We start from the raw sequence: 18100 nt of genomic DNA on the forward strand, positions 1-18100 counted from the left end.
AACCTGCCGAGTCATGCTCAACGTCGCATCCGCTCACAGGAACTCCGCACGCCGAGCCAACCGGTTCGAACGGCCTGCTGCCTGATCGATGCCATGTCTGCCAACCGTTCTTTGATCAGCCCGACGTCGAACTCGCTGCTCGAGCAGGCCCTTCGTGACAAGCTGAAGCGGCGCAGCGAGATCACGGGCAAGCTCGGTGAGCTCGAGCCACTTGCGGTGCGCATCGGGCTCATCCAGAACACCCTGAAACCGCGCTTCGAGTCGCCGCAACTGGCGCTCTTCGCAGCGGATCACGGCTTGGCCGTGGACGGCGTGTGCAGCAACGCATCGGGTCAGCCCTCGACGGCCTCACTCGTGCAGGACCTGCTCGGCGCGCGCCTGCCGGTGTCGGTGTTCGCGCGCATCCAGGGCATGGCACTCAACGTGGTCGATTGCGGCGTCGCCGAATCGGTTGCGGCGCACCCCCGACTCCTGGCCCGCAAGATCGCCCACGGCACGCGCAACCTGCGCGTGACGTCCGCCATGTCACTCGACCAGGCCCATGCCGCCATCCGCGCCGGCATGGAGATCGCTGACGCCCTGCCGGGCAACGTGATTGCTTGCGCCGGCATGGGCATCGGTTCACACGAGAGTGCCGCGCTCGTCCTGTCGGGACTTTCCGGCGATCCCATCCGGGGTCTCGTGATGCCGCAGGTGCCGTTGTCGACGGAGGCGGACGCGCTCCTCACGATGGTCATGACGACGGCCCAAGGACGGCACGGTCACCTCACCGACGCCGTCGAGGTTCTGGCGGCGTGCGGCGGCTTCGAGATCGCGATGATGGTCGGTGTGATGCTCGTCGCGGCAAGCAAGCGGCACCTCATCATGGTCGACGGCTTGCCTGCCTGCGCAGCCTTGATGGCAGCTGCCCGCATCGCACCCACCGTCACCGACTACTGCGTGTTCTGCCGCAGCCACAGCCATCCGGGGTTGACGCAGGCGCTGTCGTTGTTCCATGCCATGGCGCTGCTGGAACTCGGCATGGAAAGCACCGACGGCACGGGAGCGACACTCGCCTACCCGCTGGTCCGCAGTGCGGCAGCCCTGCTGACCGATGTCGCGGAAGGGGAGGATCCCGGCCCATCCTTGCCTGCTGCCATGAACAGCCTTCCCCACGCTGGCAAGGCGGCGGTACTCCGCTAAGCCGGTCCCGGCGAGACGAAATCAGCGCTGGTATCGCTCGGCACGAGACCGGCCCGGCGAGCCGTCAGGTCCGCCCGGCGCGCCGGGGGGAGGCATTCCGCCTGGCATGCCTGCAGGGTCCGGCACGGGCGGCGCGGCGTCAGGGGGGAACGCAGCCGGGGCAGGCTGAGGCGTAGGAGGAGGAGGAGGCGGCGGCGGCGCGACGGAAGGCGGCGGCGTGATCTGCAACTGCGACGGATCCACCGGGCTGAGCGTGCCAGTGGCCGCATCGGGCATGCGCGGAATCTCGAGCGTGAAGGCAGCCGGTCCGTCCGCCGGCCCGAGGGCGGCAGTTCGCAGGCCGACCGACTGCAGCACAAGGCGATCCTCGACGCGAGCCCCGGCGCGATAGGGGCGCGGCGGTTTCCCGTCCACGGAGATGAGCGCAACGCCAGGCCCCGCGCCCTGCACCGCGCCAGGAGGAGCCAGCACGCCGAGCAGCTTGAAGCGGGTGCTTTCCGGCGGAGGGGCAGCGACAGCAGCGACCTGCTCCATACCGAACAGGCGAGACAAGTCGCTTCGAGCGGTGCCGGCGTCGACGACGGCCACGGCATGGGCCGGCGCCGGGGTGGGCCGCACGAGCAGGCGCATTCCCCAGAAGACGATTGCCCCCGCGACGAGGGCCCAGACTACGAAAGCTGACAGTCTTGCAAGCATGGGAGAATTATCATCCATTGCCTGAACCTGCAGACACATTCAATGATCATGAAATCCCTGTCCCTGGCTTCCAAGCAGTCCCGCGGCCGCTCGATGCGCGGCTTCACCCTCATCGAACTGATGGTCGTGCTCGTGATCATCGGCGTGCTGGGCGCACTCATCGTGCCCAACGTGCTCGATCGCGCCGCCGGCGCCCGCGTCACGGCGGCCCGCACGGACGTCAACAACCTCATGCAGGCGCTCAAGCTCTACAAGCTCGACAACCAGCGCTATCCCTCGAGCGAGCAAGGCCTGAAGGCGCTGGTGGCCAAGCCGACCGTCGGTGTCATTCCGCCGAACTGGAAGCCGTACCTCGACAAGCTGCCGAACGACCCGTGGGACCATCCCTACCAGTACGCGAACCCCGGCGTGAAGGGCGAGATCGATGTCTACAGCTTCGGCGCAGACGGCCAAGTGGGCGGCGAAGGCAACGACGCCGAAGTCGGCTCCTGGCAATAAATTGAAAACCAGCGCACGTTCCGGTGGCTTCACGCTGATCGAACTGCTGCTGGTGGTGGCGCTGATTGCCGTGGCGTCGAGCCTGGCCACGTTCGCGCTGCGCGACCCCTCCAGCACGCAGCTCGAGAACGAGGCCGCCCGCCTGGCGTCGCTGCTGGAGTCGGCGCGCGCGCAGTCACGCGCCACCGGACTGCCGGTGCGCTGGGAGCCGCGACCGGTGGCACCTGCCACCGAGGGCTTCCGATTCGTCGGTCTGACGCCCGGCAACGAGTTGCCCGACGGCTGGCTCGGCGAAGGAGTTTCCGCCGACATCATCGGGAAGCCGGCGCTCGTGCTGGGGCCGGAACCCATCATTGGTGCCCAGCGCATCGTGTTGCGACTGAACAACCAGCGCCTGGTGCTGGCCACCGACGGGCTCGCACCATTCCAGGTGTCGTCGACGGAAGAGCCTGCCGCATCATGAGACGCTCCCCTGCGCGCGGCTTCACCCTGATCGAGGTACTCGTTGCCCTGACGATCGTCGCGGTGGCCATCGGTGCCGGCATCAAGGCTGCCGGATCCCTCACCCAGAATGCCCAGCGCTTGTTCGACGTCAGTGCGGCTCAATGGTGCGCGGAGAACCAACTCACGGGCATCAAGCTGACCCACCAGTTTCCGGGCGTCGGAGACTCCGACTTCTCCTGCGAGCAGCTCGGTGCGCCGTTCACCGGCAAGCTGATCGTCCGTCCCACACCGAACCCGCTGTTCCGGCGCGCGGACGCCCAGGTCTTCAACGAGGCCGGTCAGCCCCTGCTGACGCTCTCCACCGTGGTGGCGAGGTTCTGATGCCAGGCGTTCATCTGGCGCGACAAGTCCGGGGTTTCACCCTGATCGAAGTGCTGATCGCCATGTCGATCATGGCCATCATCGCCGTGATGTCATGGCAGGGGGTCGACGGCATCGTGCGGGCGCGCGACATCAGCCAGGCCCGCGTCGACCAGGTCCTGCGGCTCGGTACCGTGCTCGCCCAGTGGGAGCGCGACCTCGATTCCGTCCAGGAAACGGGATCCACTGTGCCGTCGCTTCGCTTCGATGGGGCGCGCCTCACGCTGACGCGCCGCGTCGAAGGTGGCGTTCAACTGGTGGTGTGGTCGCTGCGTGAGGGTCAGTGGTACCGCTGGGCCAGTCAACCGGTCACGCAGGCGCGTGCGCTGCAGGACCTGTGGATGACGAGCCAGCAGTTCCTCGGCAACGAGGCCGGACAGTTGAGGACGCTGTCCGACGTCGTGCAGTGGCAGCTCTACTACTTCCGGGACGACGCCTGGACGAACGCCCAGTCCAGCGCCGGCGCGCCTGTCGAGGCGCCACCCCCGCAGCCCGGCCAGGGTGGGCAGCCGCCGCCAGCGCAGCAGGTCGTGGAACCGCTGCCGCAAGGCGTACGCTTGGTGCTCGCCTTCGGCGGCACTCAGGGCTTGAGCGGCACGCTCACCCGCGACATCGCCATGGCGCCCCAGCAATGAGTCCCGTCCGCCCCCCGCATGGGTCCCGGCAACGCGGTGCGGCGTTGCTGATGGCCCTCATCATCGTGACGCTCATCTCGACGCTCGCCGTGTCCATGGTGTGGCAGCAGTGGCGCGCCGTGCAGGTGGAGACGGCTGAACGCGCCCGTCAGCAGTCGGCATGGATCCTCACCGGTGCGCTGGACTGGACCCGAATCATTCTGAAGGAAGACGCACGGCGCTCCGGCGGCGGCATCGACCATCTCGGCGAGCCTTGGGCCGTACCGCTCGCCGAAGCCCGGCTGTCGACCTTTCTCGCCGCCGACAAGGACAACACCGACGACGCGCCGGAGACCTTCCTGTCGGGCCACATCATCGACGCCAACTCGCGGTACAACCTGCGCAACCTGGTCGACCCCACCGGCAAGCTGGTGCCAGCCGAGGTCGAGGTGCTTCAGCGCCTGTGCAGCAGCCTGAGCATCAGCGTCACCGTGGCCCAGGCGATCGCTACCGGGCTCAAGGATTCCATCGGCGCCGTGCAGGTGCCGCCGCCCCCCGACGTGAACCCGAATCCGCCGCTCATGCCGACCCGGCTCGACCAGCTGTCGTGGTTTGGCGTCGACCCGCAGACCCTGCGGCTGCTCGAGCCCTATGTCATCCTGCTGCCGGAACCGACGAAAGTGAACCTCAATACGGCGCCGCGTGAGGTGCTGGCGGCGGTCATTCCCAATGTCGACCTCGGCTCGGCGGAGCGCCTGGTGCAGGTGCGCCAGCGGAGCCCGTTCAAGGACCTGACCTCGGCGCAAGCCAACCTGGCCGGCATCACGCTGAGCGCCGACAAGGTGGCCGTGACAAGCAACTACTTCATCGTCACCGGACGGCTGCGCCTCAACACGCAGGTGCTCGAACAGCGCTCGCTTGTACGTCGACAGGATGGCAACGTTGTGCCACTGTCAAGGGAGTGGGTCAATTCGAACGATCCCGGTTGACGCGCCCCCAATGCAACGCGGACTGTAGCAATCCGTTGTAAGCCCTTGATTTTCGAAGGTTCCGCCGTGATCAATGCCTACAATGCCGCATTTTCGTTCCTCCCCTCATGAGCACACTCGTCGTTCAGATACCGCCGCGGCTGCGCCTTCAAGGGCACAGCGCTGACGCGGGCGACTCGGAAGCGCGCGCCGCCACCGAGTACCGCTATGCGCTGAGTCCGGACGGCCTGGTGCTCGGCGCCCAAGGGCAGTGCGCCGCGTCGCTGCTGCCCAAGGCCTCCATCGTCGTGGCGGTGCTGAGCGACGCGGACGTCAGCTGGCACCGGATCACGCTGCCCAAGGCGCCCGCCGCGCGCCTGCAGATGGCCCTGGTCGGGGTGCTCGAGGAAGCACTGCTCGAGGATCCCGAATCGGTGCATCTGGCCGTCGCGCCCATGGCGAGCGTCGGCCAGTCGACATGGATCGCCGCCACCGACCGGGCCTGGCTCGCCGGCGAGCTGGCGTACCTCGAGAAGGCGCAGGTCTTCGTCGACCGGGTGGTTCCCGCATCCTGGCCCGATGATCCGCCCACCGGCCACTTCTCCGAAACGGCCACGGCCGGCGGCGACGCCGGCGGCAGCGCGAACCTGTCTTTGAGCTGGGCTCATCCCGAGGGCGTCGTGCTGATCAGCCTGAAGGGCACGCTCGGTCGAAGCCTGCTCCCGAATCCCTTGCCCGAGAACGCACGCTTCAGCGCCACGCCAGGCGCCGCGGCTGCGGCGGAGAAATGGCTCGGCGCCCCGGTGGCCGTGATGAACGACGCCCAGCGGCTGCTGCTGTCGGCCCGTTCACTCTGGAACCTGCGTCAGTTCACCCTGGCGCGCAAGAACCGCGGCTCACGTGCCTTGCGGGATGTGTGGCGGCAGTTCCTGCGGCCCGATTGGCGTCCGCTGCGGTACGGCCTCGTGGCGCTGGTGGTGGTCCAGCTCGTCGGCCTCAACCTCTGGGCGGCGAGCCAGCGCAGCATGATCAACAGCAAGCGCGCCGCGATGGGACAGGTGCTGCGTGCCGCGCATCCCCAGATCCAGGGCGTGCTGGATGCCCCGCTGCAGATGCGCCGTGAAACCGACACGCTGCGGGCCGCCGCGGGCCGCCCGGGAGAGTCCGACCTGGAGCCCCTGCTCTCGGCCGCCGCTTCAGCATGGCCGCCGGACCGGCCACCGGTCGAGAACCTCCGCTACGAACCGGGCCGACTGACCCTGTCCGCCCAAGGCTGGGCTCCCGAACAGATTGCCCAGTTCACCGACCAGCTCCGCCCGAGTGGCTGGCAGGTCGAGTCCACCAATGGCCTTCTCACCCTGAGCCGCACCACCGCCGGGCTCGCCCCATGAACGACAAGACGAAGCTCTCGCTGCCTCCCGCCATGGCAGCCGCCCGGACGCAGGCCCAGGACCGCTGGCGCGCCCTTGCGCCCCGTGAACGGCTGATCGCCACGATCGCACTCGTGCTCATCGGCGTCGGACTGGTCTGGTCCGTGGCCGTGCAGCCGGCGTGGCGCACGATCGGCGAGGCCCCGGCTCAGATCGATCGACTGGACGCCCAGCTCCAGGCCATGCAACGCATGGCCGCGGAGACGCGCGAACTCCGCGGTGTATCCCCGGTCGGTCCGGCCCAGGCACACGACGCGCTTCGTTCGGCCACTGAACGACTCGGGGCCGAAAAGGCCCGGCTGTCGCTGCAAGGCGACCGCGCCACCCTGACCCTGACGGGCGTGACGGGCGAGCAGCTCAGCCACTGGCTCGGCGAGGCCCGCAGCGGCGCCCGTGCGAGGCCCGTGGAGGCGCAACTCACGCGCAGCGCAGGCGGCTATGCCGGCACGTTGATCGTCGCACTCGGAGGCACCAACTGATGGTCCGCCGCCTTGTCGTGCGCCGCCCGCGTGGCCGGCGCTTTGCCAACAGCATGGCCCCCACGGGCTGGGGTGATTCCACCTACGCCGAGACCGCCTGGGAACGCTCGCGCAGCGCCGCCACGCGCTGGTCGGTGTTCGGCGGACTGCTGGGCCTGTTGATCGCCATGGTGGCCTTCGCGCCGGCCGAGTGGCTCGCCCGCGCGGTCGGCTCAGCCACCGAACAGCGGGTGCTCTTCACCGATGCCCGGGGCACCCTCTGGAATGGCAGCGCGGTGGTCGTGCTGACCGGTGGCGCCGGAAGTCGTGATGCTTCGGCCCTGCCCGGCCGCTTCGAGTGGTCCCTCGGCTTCGCCGGCACCGGCTTCGCTTTGAAGGCGCGCCACGCGTGCTGCCTGAACGACACCGTCACCCTTCGACTCAAGCCCGGGTTCGGGCGCTTCTCCGCCACTCTCGTGCCACCGCCGGGCTGGGTGGGCCAGTGGCCCAGTGCCCTCCTGTCGGGTCTGGGGACGCCCTGGAACACCCTGCAGCTCGGCGGCCACCTGCGCGTGCTGTCACCGGGCCTCACCGTGGAATGGGTACAGGGCCGCATGCTGCTGGATGGCGCGCTGGATGTGGAACTGATGCAGGCCTCCTCGCGCCTGTCCACGCTCGACACGCTGGGCAGCTATCGCCTCAGTCTCGTCGGCAATGCGAGCCGGCCGGGTGAACCTTCGCAGGTGCGATTGATCACTGTGGAGGGCGCGCTGCAACTGTCGGGTGCCGGCACCTGGACCGCGAACGGATTCCGCTTCCGTGGCGAAGCGACCGCGGCCGAGGCGCATGCCGCAGCGCTGTCGAACCTGCTCAATATCATCGGACGGCGCAGCGGCGCACGTTCCGTCATTTCGATCGGATAAGCATGAACAAGCGCCCTCTCCTTTCGTTGCCACGGCGCCCGCTCACCACGGCGGTGGCCGCTGCGATGCTGTACACGTCGCTTGCGCCCTTGCCCGCTGCCTTCGCGCAGACCCCGGCCAAACGCTCGCGCGCGGCTGAGCAGCAAGTCACGCTGAACTTCGTCAACGCCGAGATCGAAGGTGTGGCCCGCGCCATCGGTGCCATGCTCAAGCAGCAGTTCATCGTGGATCCGCGCGTCAAGGGCCAGATCACGCTGTACAGCGAGGAGCCCCTGACCACGCGTGAGGCCTACCTGAACTTCCTCGCCGCCTTGCGCGGACAGGGCTTCACCGTCGTGGAATCCGGCGGCCTCTTCAAGGTGGTGCCGGAGGCCGATGCCAAGTTGCAGTCGGGCACCGTGTCCGTCGGACCGGTGTCGCGCCGCGGCGACCAGATCATCACGCAGATCTTCAAGATCAACCACGAGAACGCCAACAACCTCGTGCCGGTGCTGCGCCCGCTGATCAGCCCCAACAACACCATCAACGCCAACCCGGGCAACAACACGCTGGTCATCACCGACTATGCGGACAACCTGGCGCGCATTGCCAAGATCATCGCCGCGATGGATACCGCCAGCGCCGGCGACATCGAGATCATTACGCTCAAGCACGTGGTCGCGTCAGACCTGGCGCCCACCATCCAGCGCTTGAGCGATGCCACCGCCACGGGTCAACCCGGGCAGCAGGCACCGCTGCCCGGCGGCACCTCGGCGCCCGCCATCCTCGTCGACTCGCGCAGCAACTCGCTCATCGTGCGGGCGCCGAATCCGGCGCGGATGAATGCGATCCGTGCGCTGGTGGAAAAGCTGGACCGCCCCTCGGAGAACACCTCGCCGATGGGCAACATCTACGTGGTGTACCTCAAGAACGCCGACGCCACGAAGCTGGCAACGGTGCTGCGCGCGGCACACGGGGCCAACGCCACGGCCGGCACTGCCGGCGCCGGCGGTGGGGCGGCCATGTCGGGCGGCACCTCGACGCCCAACCAGCAGAACAACCAGGCCAACTCGGCCACGGGCGCCAGCGCGCAATCCACCGCGCCGGTGTCGGCCTCCGCCGCGCCGTCGACGGGCGGCTTCATCCAGGCCGACCCGGCCACCAACTCACTCATCATCACGGCCCCCGAACCGCTGTACCGCCAACTGCGTGCCGTGATCGACCAGCTCGACTCGCGCCGCGCGCAGGTCTACATCGAATCGATGATCGTCAAGGTGGACGCCAACAAGGTCGTCGACATCGGCGTGCAGTGGCAGGGCATCTCCGGGGACAAGGGCGACAGCACCATCTACGGCGGTGGCACGAACTTCGGCAGCGGCGCGGCCAACATCATCACCGCCTCGGTCGCCACGGCCCAGGGCCGCTCGGCCATCGGCACGGCCCTCGCCAGCGGGGTGCCGGGCGGGTTCAACATCGGCCTGCTGCAGAAGATCGGCGATTTCTACACCCTGGGCGCGTTGGCCCGCTTCCTTGAAACGAACGCCGACGGCAACATCCTCTCGACGCCCAACCTCGTCTCGCTCGACAACGAGGAAGCCAAGATCGTGATCGGCCAGAACGTGCCGTTCATCACCGGTTCGTACGCGAACACCGGCGGTGGCACCTCCACCACCAGCCCGTTCCAGACCATCGAACGCAAGGACGTCGGCCTCACCTTGCGGGTCAAGCCACAGATCGGCGAGAACGGCACCGTGCGCATGACGATCTATCAAGAGAACTCGAGCGTCGCGACCACGTCCGCTACCGCAGGCCCGACGACCGACAAGAGCGCCATCGAAACGACTGTCGTCGTGGACGACGGCCAGATCATGGTCTTGGGCGGCCTGCTCAAGGACGAGTACAACGGAACGGTGTTCAAGGTCCCCCTGCTGGGCGACATCCCGATCCTCGGTGCACTCTTCCGCGCCGACAACCGCACCCGCACCAAGAGCAACCTGATGGTGTTCCTGCGGCCTGTGGTCATGCGCGATCAGCAGCAGGCCACCGACCTGAGCCTCGACCGCTACGACGCCATCCGGGCCATGCAGCAGCGCACCGGCCCGATCGAGCAGAAGTCACCGGTGCTGCCCCCCATCGTCGTGCCCACACCCGGCCAGCCGGCCTCCACGGTGCCACCGCCGCTGTCCGAGACCGCGCCAGTGGTGCCGCGCAATCCGTCGCCGACGGCGCCTGCTCCGGCAGCGCCTGCCGCGCCTGCACCCGCGACACCTGCCGCTCCGGTGAGCCCGGCGCCGGCGCCCACCAACTGAGGCCGCCATGGGAGCCCGCCACCCCCTTCCCTACGCCTATGCGAAGGCCCACACCCTCCTGCTGGAGGACGACGGCGAGCGCCTGATGCTCTGGGCGCCCGAGAACGTGTCGCTCTCCGCCCTCGGCGAGGTGCTGCGGCTGTTCTCGGTCGACACGCTGGAGCATGAGTCGGCGTCCACGCTGGCCAACCGCATCGCCGCCGCCTATGCGGGTGGTGAGTCGAGCGCGGCCACCGTCATCGGCGAAGTCGAGAGCCGCGTGGACCTGAGCCGGATGATGCAGGACCTGCCCGCGGTGGAAGACCTGCTCGAGGCGGCCAACGACGCGCCCATCATCCGCATGCTCAACGCCTTGCTCACCCAGGCGGCCAAGGATGGTGCGAGCGACATCCACATCGAGCCCTACGAGCGTTCCAGCTCGGTGCGTTTCCGTGTCGACGGGACGTTGCGAGAGGTCGTGCAGCCGAACAAAGCCCTGCATGCGGCGCTCATCTCGCGCCTGAAGATCATGGCCGAGCTCGACATCTCGGAGAAGCGCCTGCCGCAGGACGGCCGCATCTCCCTGCGTATCGGGGGCCGGGCGGTGGACGTGCGGGTCTCCACCCTTGCCTCATCGCACGGCGAACGCGCGGTGCTTCGCTTGCTCGACAAGGGCGAGTCGAAGTTCACCCTCGAAGGTCTGGGCATGGGGGGCGCCACGCTTTCGCGCTTCGACAAGCTCATCCAGCAGCCGCACGGCATCGTGCTCGTGACCGGGCCGACCGGCTCCGGCAAGACGACCACGCTGTATGCATCGCTCGCCGGCGTCGACACCGCCACGACCAACGTGCTCACCGTGGAGGATCCCGTCGAGTACGAACTGGCCGGCATCGGCCAGACGCAGGTGAACTCCAAGATCGAACTCACCTTCGCCAAGGCCCTGCGCGCCATCCTGCGCCAGGATCCGGACGTGATCATGATCGGCGAGATCCGCGACTTCGAAACCGCCCAGATCGCCGTGCAAGCGTCACTGACGGGTCACTTGGTCCTGGCAACGCTCCACACCAACGACGCCCCCAGCGCCGTCACCCGGCTCACCGACATGGGCATCGAGCCCTTCCTGCTGAGCTCCAGCTTGCTCGGCGTGCTGGCCCAGCGGCTCGTGCGCAAACTGTGCCCGCACTGCAAGATCCAGGACGGCAAGGGCCAGTGGCACCCGGTGGGCTGTGCCGAGTGCGGCCACAGCGGCTACAAGGGCCGGACGGGCGTGTACGAGCTCATGGTGGCCGACGACCGCGTGCGGGCCCTGATCCACAACAAGGCCCCCGAAAGCGAACTCATCGCCACCGCCCGCCTCGGCGGCATGCGGTCCATGCGGGAAGATGGCGACCGCCTCGTCGCCGAGGGCATCACTTCGCCCGAAGAAGTGCTGCGCGTCACACGCGAGTAAGGCCCACCGCAGATGCCCGCGTACAAGTTCGAGGCGCTCGACAGCGCCGGCAAGTCCACCACCGGGCTGCTCGAGGCCGACAACGTCAAGGCGGCACGGGCCCAGCTCCGTGCGCAGTCGCTCGTTCCGCTCGACGTCACCCAGGTGGTCAGTGCCGGCACGCAGACCAGCGGTCTGTCGATGTCGCGCAAGGTGTTCACCTCGACGAATCTGGCGGTGTGGACACGGCAGCTCGCCGGTCTGGTCGGCTCCGGTCTGCCGCTCGAGCGCGCGCTCACGCTCCTCAGCGAGGAAGCGGAAGACCCGCGACAGCGTGAACTCGTCGCGCACCTGCGCAGCGAAGTGAACTCCGGCTCGCCCTTCGCCCGCGCGCTGTCCAGCGCGCCTCGCGAGTTCGACGACGTCTACCGTGCAGTGGTCGCCGCCGGTGAACAGAGCGGTGCGCTCGGCCGCGTGCTCGAGCGCATGGCCGATGACCTAGAGGAGCGCCAGGCGCTGCGCGGCAAGCTCATGGGCGCCACGCTCTACCCGGCGATCGTGTCCGTGATCGCCGTCATCATCGTCATCTTCCTCGTCACCTACGTGGTGCCGCAGGTTGCCTCGGTGTTCGTCAATTCCAAGCGCGCCCTGCCCTTCCTCACCTCGGCCATGCTCGGCTTGAGCGCCTTCCTGCGCAGCTACGGCTGGCTGCTGGCCCTGGCGCTGGTCGGCGCGGGTGCTCTGCTCAAGCTGGCCTTGCGCAGCGAGGCGTTCCGCATCCAGTTCGATGCCGGGCTGCTGAACATGCCCTTGTTCGGCCGCCTCGCGCGAGGCTACAACGCCGCACGATTTGCCGGCACCCTGGCCATGTTGGCGGGCGCCGGCGTTCCCATCCTGAAGGCACTGCAGGCCGCGGCCGAGACCCTGTCCAACCGCGCCATGCGGGCCGACGCGCTCGACGCCCTGGTGCAGGTCCGCGAAGGCGCCCCGCTCGCCTCGGCCATGGCCGGCAAGAAGCGCTTCCCCGGCCTGCTGGCCATGTTCGCCCGCCTGGGTGAGCAGACCGGCAAGCTGCCGGAGATGCTGGACCGTGCGGCCGGACAGCTCGGCCAGGAAGTCCAGCGTCGGTCGATGCAGATGGCCACCATCCTCGAACCCCTCCTGATGGTGGTGATGGGCGGCGTCGTGATGGTGATCGTGCTGGCCGTCCTGCTGCCGATCATTCAGCTCAATACCTGGGTGAAATAGGGCCCCCCACGTCGCGTTGCTCCTGCCCCCCCGAGGGGGCGCCACGGGTCGCCCGGCTGGAATGTTGGCCCCCCAGTCGCGTCGCTCCTGCCCCCAGGGGGCGCCACGGGTCGTCCGGGGGACCCGGACTCGCGTGTGGCTGGAGGGGCGCTTCGCTTCGCTTGCTGGGCTCGGCGGCACGGCCTTGGCACGAGGGCCGGCCGCCGCAGCGCGGGGGGCGGGGTTTTCGATCGAGCGCCCGAACACAAGAGCTTCTGATCAAGCAGACTTGGAGAGACGTCCTGGCGTGCTCCGGTCCTCGGCGTTCACCGCGCGTAAGACCTTCACATTACCAACGATACGAATAAGCTGAAGCTGGTGTTGACAGCGTTCTTTGGTTCCTTTCTGGCGCACCAGAAAGGGACTCGGCTGCCGGGCCGAGACCCGGCGCGGCCGTGCCGCAGACGCACAGCTTGCAGACGAGCCCACTCGGGCCCACGCCCATTGCCAATCCTCGGCGGGCGGACTTCAGCACCCGCGTCACCGCAAGCAGCGGGCACGCGGCGTGCTGTGTGAGATGCGGCTTCTTTTATGGGTTATTCAGGAAGCGCCCTGGCGACGGGGCGTGGTTGAATGAGTCATGGTTGGTTCAGGAGGTTGCATGAGCACATCCAACGATCTGGTCACGGTTTCTTCGCGAGGGGGCATTCCGATCGCCCGCATGCGCAGTGTCTATCGGGTCGACGACGTCGGGCGCAAGCTCGATCGTCTCCCCGAGAAGGAGCACGAGAGCCTGCGCTCCACCTACGAGCGCATGATCGAGAAGGGCCCGGATCGCTTCCAGGTGAAGCCCGCCGGCCTGCCGGCGATGGAGCACCTGTACGAGGACCTGCCGAACTTCGCCCAGGTCCTGGACGATGTGAAGCGGCAGCTGGCCCTCTGCGAAGACAGCCGCGACGCACTCGAGATCACCCCGCTGCTGCTTCTCGGTGCGCCGGGCATCGGCAAGACGCACTTCGCGCGAGCACTTTCACAACTGCTCGGCACCGGCATGGGGTTCATCTCGATGAGTTCCATGACAGCCGGTTGGGTGCTGTCGGGGGCGTCCAGCCAATGGAAAGGCGCGCGGGCCGGCAAGGTGTTCGAGACGCTGGTCGAGGGCCAGTACGCCAACCCGGTGATGGTGGTCGACGAGATCGACAAGGCGGGCGGCGAGCATGCCTACGATCCCCTGGGCGCCCTCTACAGCCTGCTCGAGCACGACACCGCCGGCAACTTCATCGACGAGTTTGCCGAAGTGCCGATCGACGCGAGCCAGGTCATCTGGGTCGCGACGGCCAACGATGCACGCGCCATCCCCGACCCGATCCTTAACCGCATGAACGTCTACGACGTCATGGCCCCCGATCGCGACCAGGCCCGGCAGATCGCCGCGAAGCTGTATCGGAGCATCCGCGCGGACCACGGCTGGGGCAGCCGCTTCGACGAGGAACCAGGCGCCGATGTGCTCGACCGCATGAGCGAGATGGCGCCGCGCGACATGCGGCGTGCCTGGATGACGGCCTTCGGCAACGCCAAGCTCGATGGCCGAGGGCAGGTGCACCCGCGCGATCTGCCGGACACCGGGGCCAGGCGTTCACCCATCGGATTCATGCAGTGAACGGCGGCGGCAACAGCCGCTTGCTCGTCTCGCCCCTCCTGCAATCCGCCATGGTTGGCCGGTCTGCCGGCCTTGGCGCTACGATGTGCCCATGCCCGCCACACTCGACCACCAGCTCGTCGTCGCCATTTCTTCGCGTGCCCTGTTCGACTTCGAGGAAGAGAACCAGTTGTTCGAGGCGCGCGATGACCGGGCCTACATGCAACTGCAGCTCGAACGGGTGGAGCTGCCGGCCAAGCCTGGCGTCGCCTTCTCCCTGGTCAACAAGCTGCTGAGCTTCAACCGCGTCCCGCCATCACCGTCGGTCGAGGTGGTGATCCTCTCGCGCAACGACCCGGTCTCCGGGATGCGGGTGTTTCGTTCGGCGCGCCACTACGGCATGCCGATCCAGCGTGGGGTGTTCACCCGGGGCGAGTCGCCCTGGCGCTACCTCCGCCCCCTGAATGCCCACCTCTTCCTGTCCACGAACGAAGCGGACGTGCGTTCGGCGCTCGGGGCGGGCGTCCCGGCCGCTCGGGTGTTTCCCCACTCGGCCCGCGCGTCGGACGCGCACCCGAACGAAGTGCGCATTGCCTTCGATGGCGATGCCGTGCTGTTCTCGGACGAGGCCGAGCAGGTGTTCCAGCGCGCCGGCCTCGATGCCTTCCAGGCGCACGAGGTGGATCGCGCGGGCATCCCGCTGGCCGCAGGTCCTTTCAAGCCGCTGCTGGACGCGTTGAAACTGCTCCAGGAGAAGGCATCGTCCGGCATGCGCATCCGCACCGCCCTGGTGACCGCGCGCAGCGCACCGGCGCACGAGCGGGCCATCCGCACGCTGATGGAGTGGGACATCGAGATCGACGAGGCGATGTTCCTCGGGGGACTTCCCAAGGGCGCGTTCCTGCGCGAGTTCGAGCCGGACTTCTTCTTCGACGACCAGACCGGTCACATCGAGAATGCGTCGGCCCACGTGCCGTCCGGACACGTGGCCTCGGGCGTCACGAACCTGAAGGCGATGCTGGCCGTGCCGCCGCTGCCGACCGTGCCCGATACTGCCTGAGCCATTCGAGCCCGACACTCGTGTCGCCCCGCGGGCGGTACTCGCAACCGATGTGGCCGTCGTAGCCGGATGCTGCGATCTCGTCCAGCAAGTGGGTGAGATTCAGCTCGCCTGCATCAGGCTCCTGGCGCGAGGGGACCCCGGCAAGTTGCACATGCCCGACGCGACCGCCCGGGAGGTCGCTGCGAAGGCGCATCGTCAGGTCGCCTTCCACGATCTGGCAGTGGTAAAGATCCAGCTGCACCTTCACGTTGCCTGCGCCCGTGGCCCGAGCGATGTCGTGCGCTTCCCGTTGGCGACTCACGAGGTAGCCCGGCATGTCGCGCGGATTGATGGCCTCCACGAGTAGGTCGATGCCGTGCGGCGCGGCGCGTTCCGCCGCCCAGGCCAGGTTGTCGATGTAGAGGGCCCGCTGGGCGGCGGGGTCAATGCCATCGTGCAGACCGCTCATCACATGAAGGCGCGGGCACGACAGCGCCTGGGCGTATGCCAGGGCCTGCTCGAACGCGCTGCGAAAGCGAAGCACGTGCCCCGGTCGCGCAGCCAGGCCCCGCTCACCGGCTGCCCAATCACCAGGTGAGACATTGAAGAGGACCTGGCGCAGTCCGTTGTCCTTCAGGCGGCGAGTCACTTCGTCGGCCGGGAACTCGTACGGAAAGAGGAACTCGACCGCATCGAATCCGTCGATCGCAGCGGCCTCGAAGCGATCGAGGAAAGGCCGGTCCGGATAGAGAAAGCTGAGGTTGGCGGCGAAGCGGAGCATGCAGGCGAATATAGCGCCGCCTTGCCGGCGCTGATTCGACCGCTTGCCCCCGGAACCGGAACCCCGGGTTCAGCGCGAACGGCCGTCGTAGCGAATGGAGTCGACGACCCCGCGCTGGAAGCGGACCGTGGCGAGGAGGTTGCCCGGGCCCCGGTCGTACATCCACTCGTCCACCAGCTCGCAAGGTGCGATGTGAGGCGGGAGGACGACAGGATACGGCGACCACGGCACGGCGGCCATGACGGGCTTGCAGAAGGTGTCCTTCAGCATGGGCTCGCCGCACTTCTGCATGACCGAGATCTTCGAATCTCCCGTGCTGGCGATTTCTCCGTTGCAGCGCAGTGACTCCGCCGAGGCAGCGTTGGCGAACATGAGGGCAGCCGCGCCAGCTGCAGTGCGCAGCACCAGGCGGGTCAAGGGCCATCCCATGCTCGGAAAGGTGATACGTCGGTCCATGACGTCAGTGTGCCGGGCTCCCGCCGGCTCGGCAAGCCGCCGAAACGAAGCTCAGGATCCCTTGAGCACGCCGGCTCGAAGGGCGTTCAGCATCGCCTGGGCCGGTTGCGTTTCGGGCAGGACATACACGACGCCGCGTTGGCGGCCCAGCACGGGCTTCACCACGGTGTCGTAGAAGGCGACGGGCACCACGATGCACCCGAGCGAAACGCGGTTGTCGGTCGGGCTCGGCGTGGCGAGACGCTGCTCCCGGCGTTCCTGGGCCGCGCCGGGTCGGACGCGGTGGATGGCAATGGCAGCGTTGTAGTCGACCCAGACGATGTCCTCGCCATCGAGATTGCGGCCAGGCTCGGAACGGAAGCGCCCTGCCGGCGTCGTGCGTTCATCCGGCGCCAGTTGCGAGACGCGCTGCCCGGCGCCAGGGACGGAGTGGTCGCCGGGGGCCAAACCGAGGAGGGCCGGCGACGCGCCGATCAGGCGGCCGTCGCCGTGGAACACGAACAAGCGAGCGTTCTTCTTGTCGACGATCGCAAATGGCAGGGCACCGTGGTCGACGGCATCCAGCACCCACGACAAGGTGGCGCGCGTCTCGGCCGAGGCCTGGACCGGTGCTGGAGCGACGACGCGTTCGGTGTCAGCCGCATGGCCCAGCACCGCCTGCACCGCCAGCGTCAAACCCATCCACCACCGTACTGCACCCACCCGCATCGCCTGCCCCACTGCATTGCACAAACAAAAACCGGGCGAGACCCGGCTTCGGAAGTGCAAATGCTATCAACCCTGTCGCTGATCAGCGACAGGAAAGGCGGGGCAAATTGCCGCCTATTCAGAGGAATTCAACTGGGTGCCCGAGCGGTGACGTTGGACTGGCGATATTTGGATTTCACGTCGTAGGAAGCAGCGAACACCTCGTTCAGCGGCAAGGTCTCGGGCAGGACATAGACCACCCCCCGTCGCCGGTCGAAGCTGGGCTTCACATAGGCGTCGTAGAACGAGGGCGGCACGTTGATGCAGCCGTACGAGATGCGGTTGTCCTCGGGCGTCGGGGAGGCCAGCCGCTCATGCCGCCGCTCCTTCGGCTCCAACGCGCGGAGCCGGTGCATCGAGACCGCGGCTTCGTAGTCGATCCACACGATGTCCTCGCCCTGGGCGTTGCGTCCCGGCTCGGCAATGAACCGTCCGGCGGGCGTGGTGCGCTCTTCGGGCCGCACCTCGGAGATGGGGCGTTGTCCGATCCCTGCGACGGAATGGTCGCCCGCGGCAGCACCGAGCAGCACGGGGGTCGCGGCCTGGAGCCGACCGTCGGGCTCGAACAAGTAGACGCGCGCGTCCCGCTTGTCGACGATGACGAACGACATGCGCTGGTTGTCGCCGGAGTCGGCCACCCAGTCGGCGACGTGTCGTGCCGCTTCCGATGGCACTTCCATGCCGAAGTCGGCGAATCGGGGCATTCGCGGTGCAGCGGCCAGGGGGGCCGTTGCGCTCGGTGGCGTGAGTGCCGTGCGAGCGCCGCCCACGGGGGGCAGCAGCACGGCAAGGGCAGCAGCTCCCCAGACGACCCCTTGTTTGAGGCCGTCCAGGATCGCTTGCGGGGATGAACTCTTGGAGCTCATGTCAAAGTGCCGG

19 protein-coding genes are annotated in these 18100 nt (G+C 67.9%); 14 read left to right on the forward strand and 5 right to left on the reverse strand.

Translation table 11 applies throughout. The annotated features are described in order from the left end of the window. Window positions 1-93 precede the first annotated feature (93 nt). Window positions 94-1182 carry a nicotinate-nucleotide--dimethylbenzimidazole phosphoribosyltransferase gene (locus ACSQ2F_RS15800; protein WP_436024470.1) on the forward strand — a complete coding sequence of 363 codons (1089 nt, stop codon included), beginning with the start codon at window positions 94-96 and terminating at the stop codon, window positions 1180-1182. Window positions 1183-1203: 21 nt separating this feature from the next. Here ACSQ2F_RS15800 and ACSQ2F_RS15805 read toward each other — a convergent pair whose 3' ends face one another. Continuing rightward, complete coding sequence (locus ACSQ2F_RS15805; protein ID WP_436024472.1) at window positions 1204-1878, reverse strand: type II secretion system protein N; 675 nt, start codon at window positions 1876-1878, stop codon at window positions 1204-1206. A 48-nt stretch (window positions 1879-1926) separates the two neighbouring features. Between ACSQ2F_RS15805 and gspG the strand changes: the two genes are divergently transcribed. From gspG to ACSQ2F_RS15870, 13 genes are all read left to right on the forward strand, one after another. Then, window positions 1927-2376 (forward strand): type II secretion system major pseudopilin GspG, encoded by a 450-nt coding sequence (gspG, locus tag ACSQ2F_RS15810; RefSeq protein WP_436024475.1) that lies wholly within the window; start codon window positions 1927-1929, stop codon window positions 2374-2376. A 1-nt stretch (window position 2377) separates the two neighbouring features. Continuing rightward, window positions 2378-2839: a pilus assembly FimT family protein gene (locus tag ACSQ2F_RS15815; protein ID WP_436024477.1), complete on the forward strand. Its 462-nt coding sequence runs from the start codon at window positions 2378-2380 to the stop codon at window positions 2837-2839. Further along, window positions 2836-3201: a type II secretion system minor pseudopilin GspI gene (gene gspI, locus ACSQ2F_RS15820; RefSeq protein WP_436024479.1), complete on the forward strand. Its 366-nt coding sequence runs from the start codon at window positions 2836-2838 to the stop codon at window positions 3199-3201. The genes ACSQ2F_RS15815 and gspI overlap by 4 nt, the downstream gene beginning before the upstream one ends. Then, window positions 3201-3875: a PulJ/GspJ family protein gene (locus ACSQ2F_RS15825; protein WP_436024481.1), complete on the forward strand. Its 675-nt coding sequence runs from the start codon at window positions 3201-3203 to the stop codon at window positions 3873-3875. The genes gspI and ACSQ2F_RS15825 overlap by 1 nt, the downstream gene beginning before the upstream one ends. A gap of 50 nt (window positions 3876-3925) precedes the next feature. Next, window positions 3926-4843 (forward strand): type II secretion system minor pseudopilin GspK, encoded by a 918-nt coding sequence (gene gspK, locus ACSQ2F_RS15830; protein ID WP_436024483.1) that lies wholly within the window; start codon window positions 3926-3928, stop codon window positions 4841-4843. Window positions 4844-4950: 107 nt separating this feature from the next. Then, window positions 4951-6213, forward strand: a complete 1263-nt coding sequence (gene gspL / locus ACSQ2F_RS15835) for a type II secretion system protein GspL (RefSeq protein WP_436024485.1) — start codon at window positions 4951-4953, stop codon at window positions 6211-6213. After that, window positions 6210-6731, forward strand: a complete 522-nt coding sequence (gspM, locus tag ACSQ2F_RS15840; protein WP_436024487.1) for a type II secretion system protein GspM — start codon at window positions 6210-6212, stop codon at window positions 6729-6731. Before gspL ends, gspM begins: the two co-directional genes overlap by 4 nt. After that, entirely contained in the window at window positions 6731-7633 is a 903-nt protein-coding gene (gene gspN / locus ACSQ2F_RS15845; RefSeq protein ID WP_436024490.1) for a type II secretion system protein N, read from the forward strand. The genes gspM and gspN overlap by 1 nt, the downstream gene beginning before the upstream one ends. Window positions 7634-7635: 2 nt before the next feature. After that, window positions 7636-9921: a type II secretion system secretin GspD gene (gene gspD, locus ACSQ2F_RS15850; RefSeq protein ID WP_436024492.1), complete on the forward strand. Its 2286-nt coding sequence runs from the start codon at window positions 7636-7638 to the stop codon at window positions 9919-9921. 7 nt (window positions 9922-9928) lie between these two features. Next, a complete protein-coding gene (gspE, locus tag ACSQ2F_RS15855; RefSeq protein ID WP_436024494.1) occupies window positions 9929-11350 on the forward strand; it encodes a type II secretion system ATPase GspE in 1422 nt (473 codons plus the stop codon). A 12-nt stretch (window positions 11351-11362) separates the two neighbouring features. Further along, window positions 11363-12577 (forward strand): type II secretion system inner membrane protein GspF, encoded by a 1215-nt coding sequence (gene gspF / locus ACSQ2F_RS15860; RefSeq protein WP_436024496.1) that lies wholly within the window; start codon window positions 11363-11365, stop codon window positions 12575-12577. Window positions 12578-13217: 640 nt separating this feature from the next. Further along, the gene (locus ACSQ2F_RS15865; protein WP_436024498.1) at window positions 13218-14216 is read left to right on the forward strand and encodes an AAA family ATPase; all 999 of its coding nucleotides are present in this window, start codon (window positions 13218-13220) and stop codon (window positions 14214-14216) included. A gap of 91 nt (window positions 14217-14307) precedes the next feature. Continuing rightward, a complete protein-coding gene (locus ACSQ2F_RS15870) occupies window positions 14308-15255 on the forward strand; it encodes a 5'-nucleotidase (protein ID WP_436024500.1) in 948 nt (315 codons plus the stop codon). On the opposite strand, the gene otnI is transcribed toward ACSQ2F_RS15870, so the two are convergent. The 4 genes from otnI to ACSQ2F_RS15890 form a co-directional block, all read right to left on the reverse strand. Further along, a complete protein-coding gene (gene otnI, locus ACSQ2F_RS15875) occupies window positions 15194-16018 on the reverse strand; it encodes a 2-oxo-tetronate isomerase (RefSeq protein ID WP_436024502.1) in 825 nt (274 codons plus the stop codon). The genes ACSQ2F_RS15870 and otnI overlap by 62 nt on opposite strands. A gap of 69 nt (window positions 16019-16087) precedes the next feature. Then, window positions 16088-16474 (reverse strand): DUF2845 domain-containing protein, encoded by a 387-nt coding sequence (locus ACSQ2F_RS15880; RefSeq protein WP_436024504.1) that lies wholly within the window; start codon window positions 16472-16474, stop codon window positions 16088-16090. A 51-nt stretch (window positions 16475-16525) separates the two neighbouring features. Continuing rightward, window positions 16526-17155 (reverse strand): L,D-transpeptidase, encoded by a 630-nt coding sequence (locus ACSQ2F_RS15885; RefSeq protein WP_436024506.1) that lies wholly within the window; start codon window positions 17153-17155, stop codon window positions 16526-16528. Between the two features lie 155 nt (window positions 17156-17310). Then, window positions 17311-18087, reverse strand: coding sequence for a L,D-transpeptidase (locus tag ACSQ2F_RS15890; RefSeq protein WP_436024508.1), 777 nt, complete (start codon window positions 18085-18087; stop codon window positions 17311-17313). Between the last annotated feature and the right edge of the window lie 13 nt (window positions 18088-18100).

Origin of the sequence: Rhizobacter sp. LjRoot28 (genome assembly GCF_964253025.1) — a bacterium.
Taxonomy (GTDB): domain Bacteria; phylum Pseudomonadota; class Gammaproteobacteria; order Burkholderiales; family Burkholderiaceae_C; genus Rhizobacter.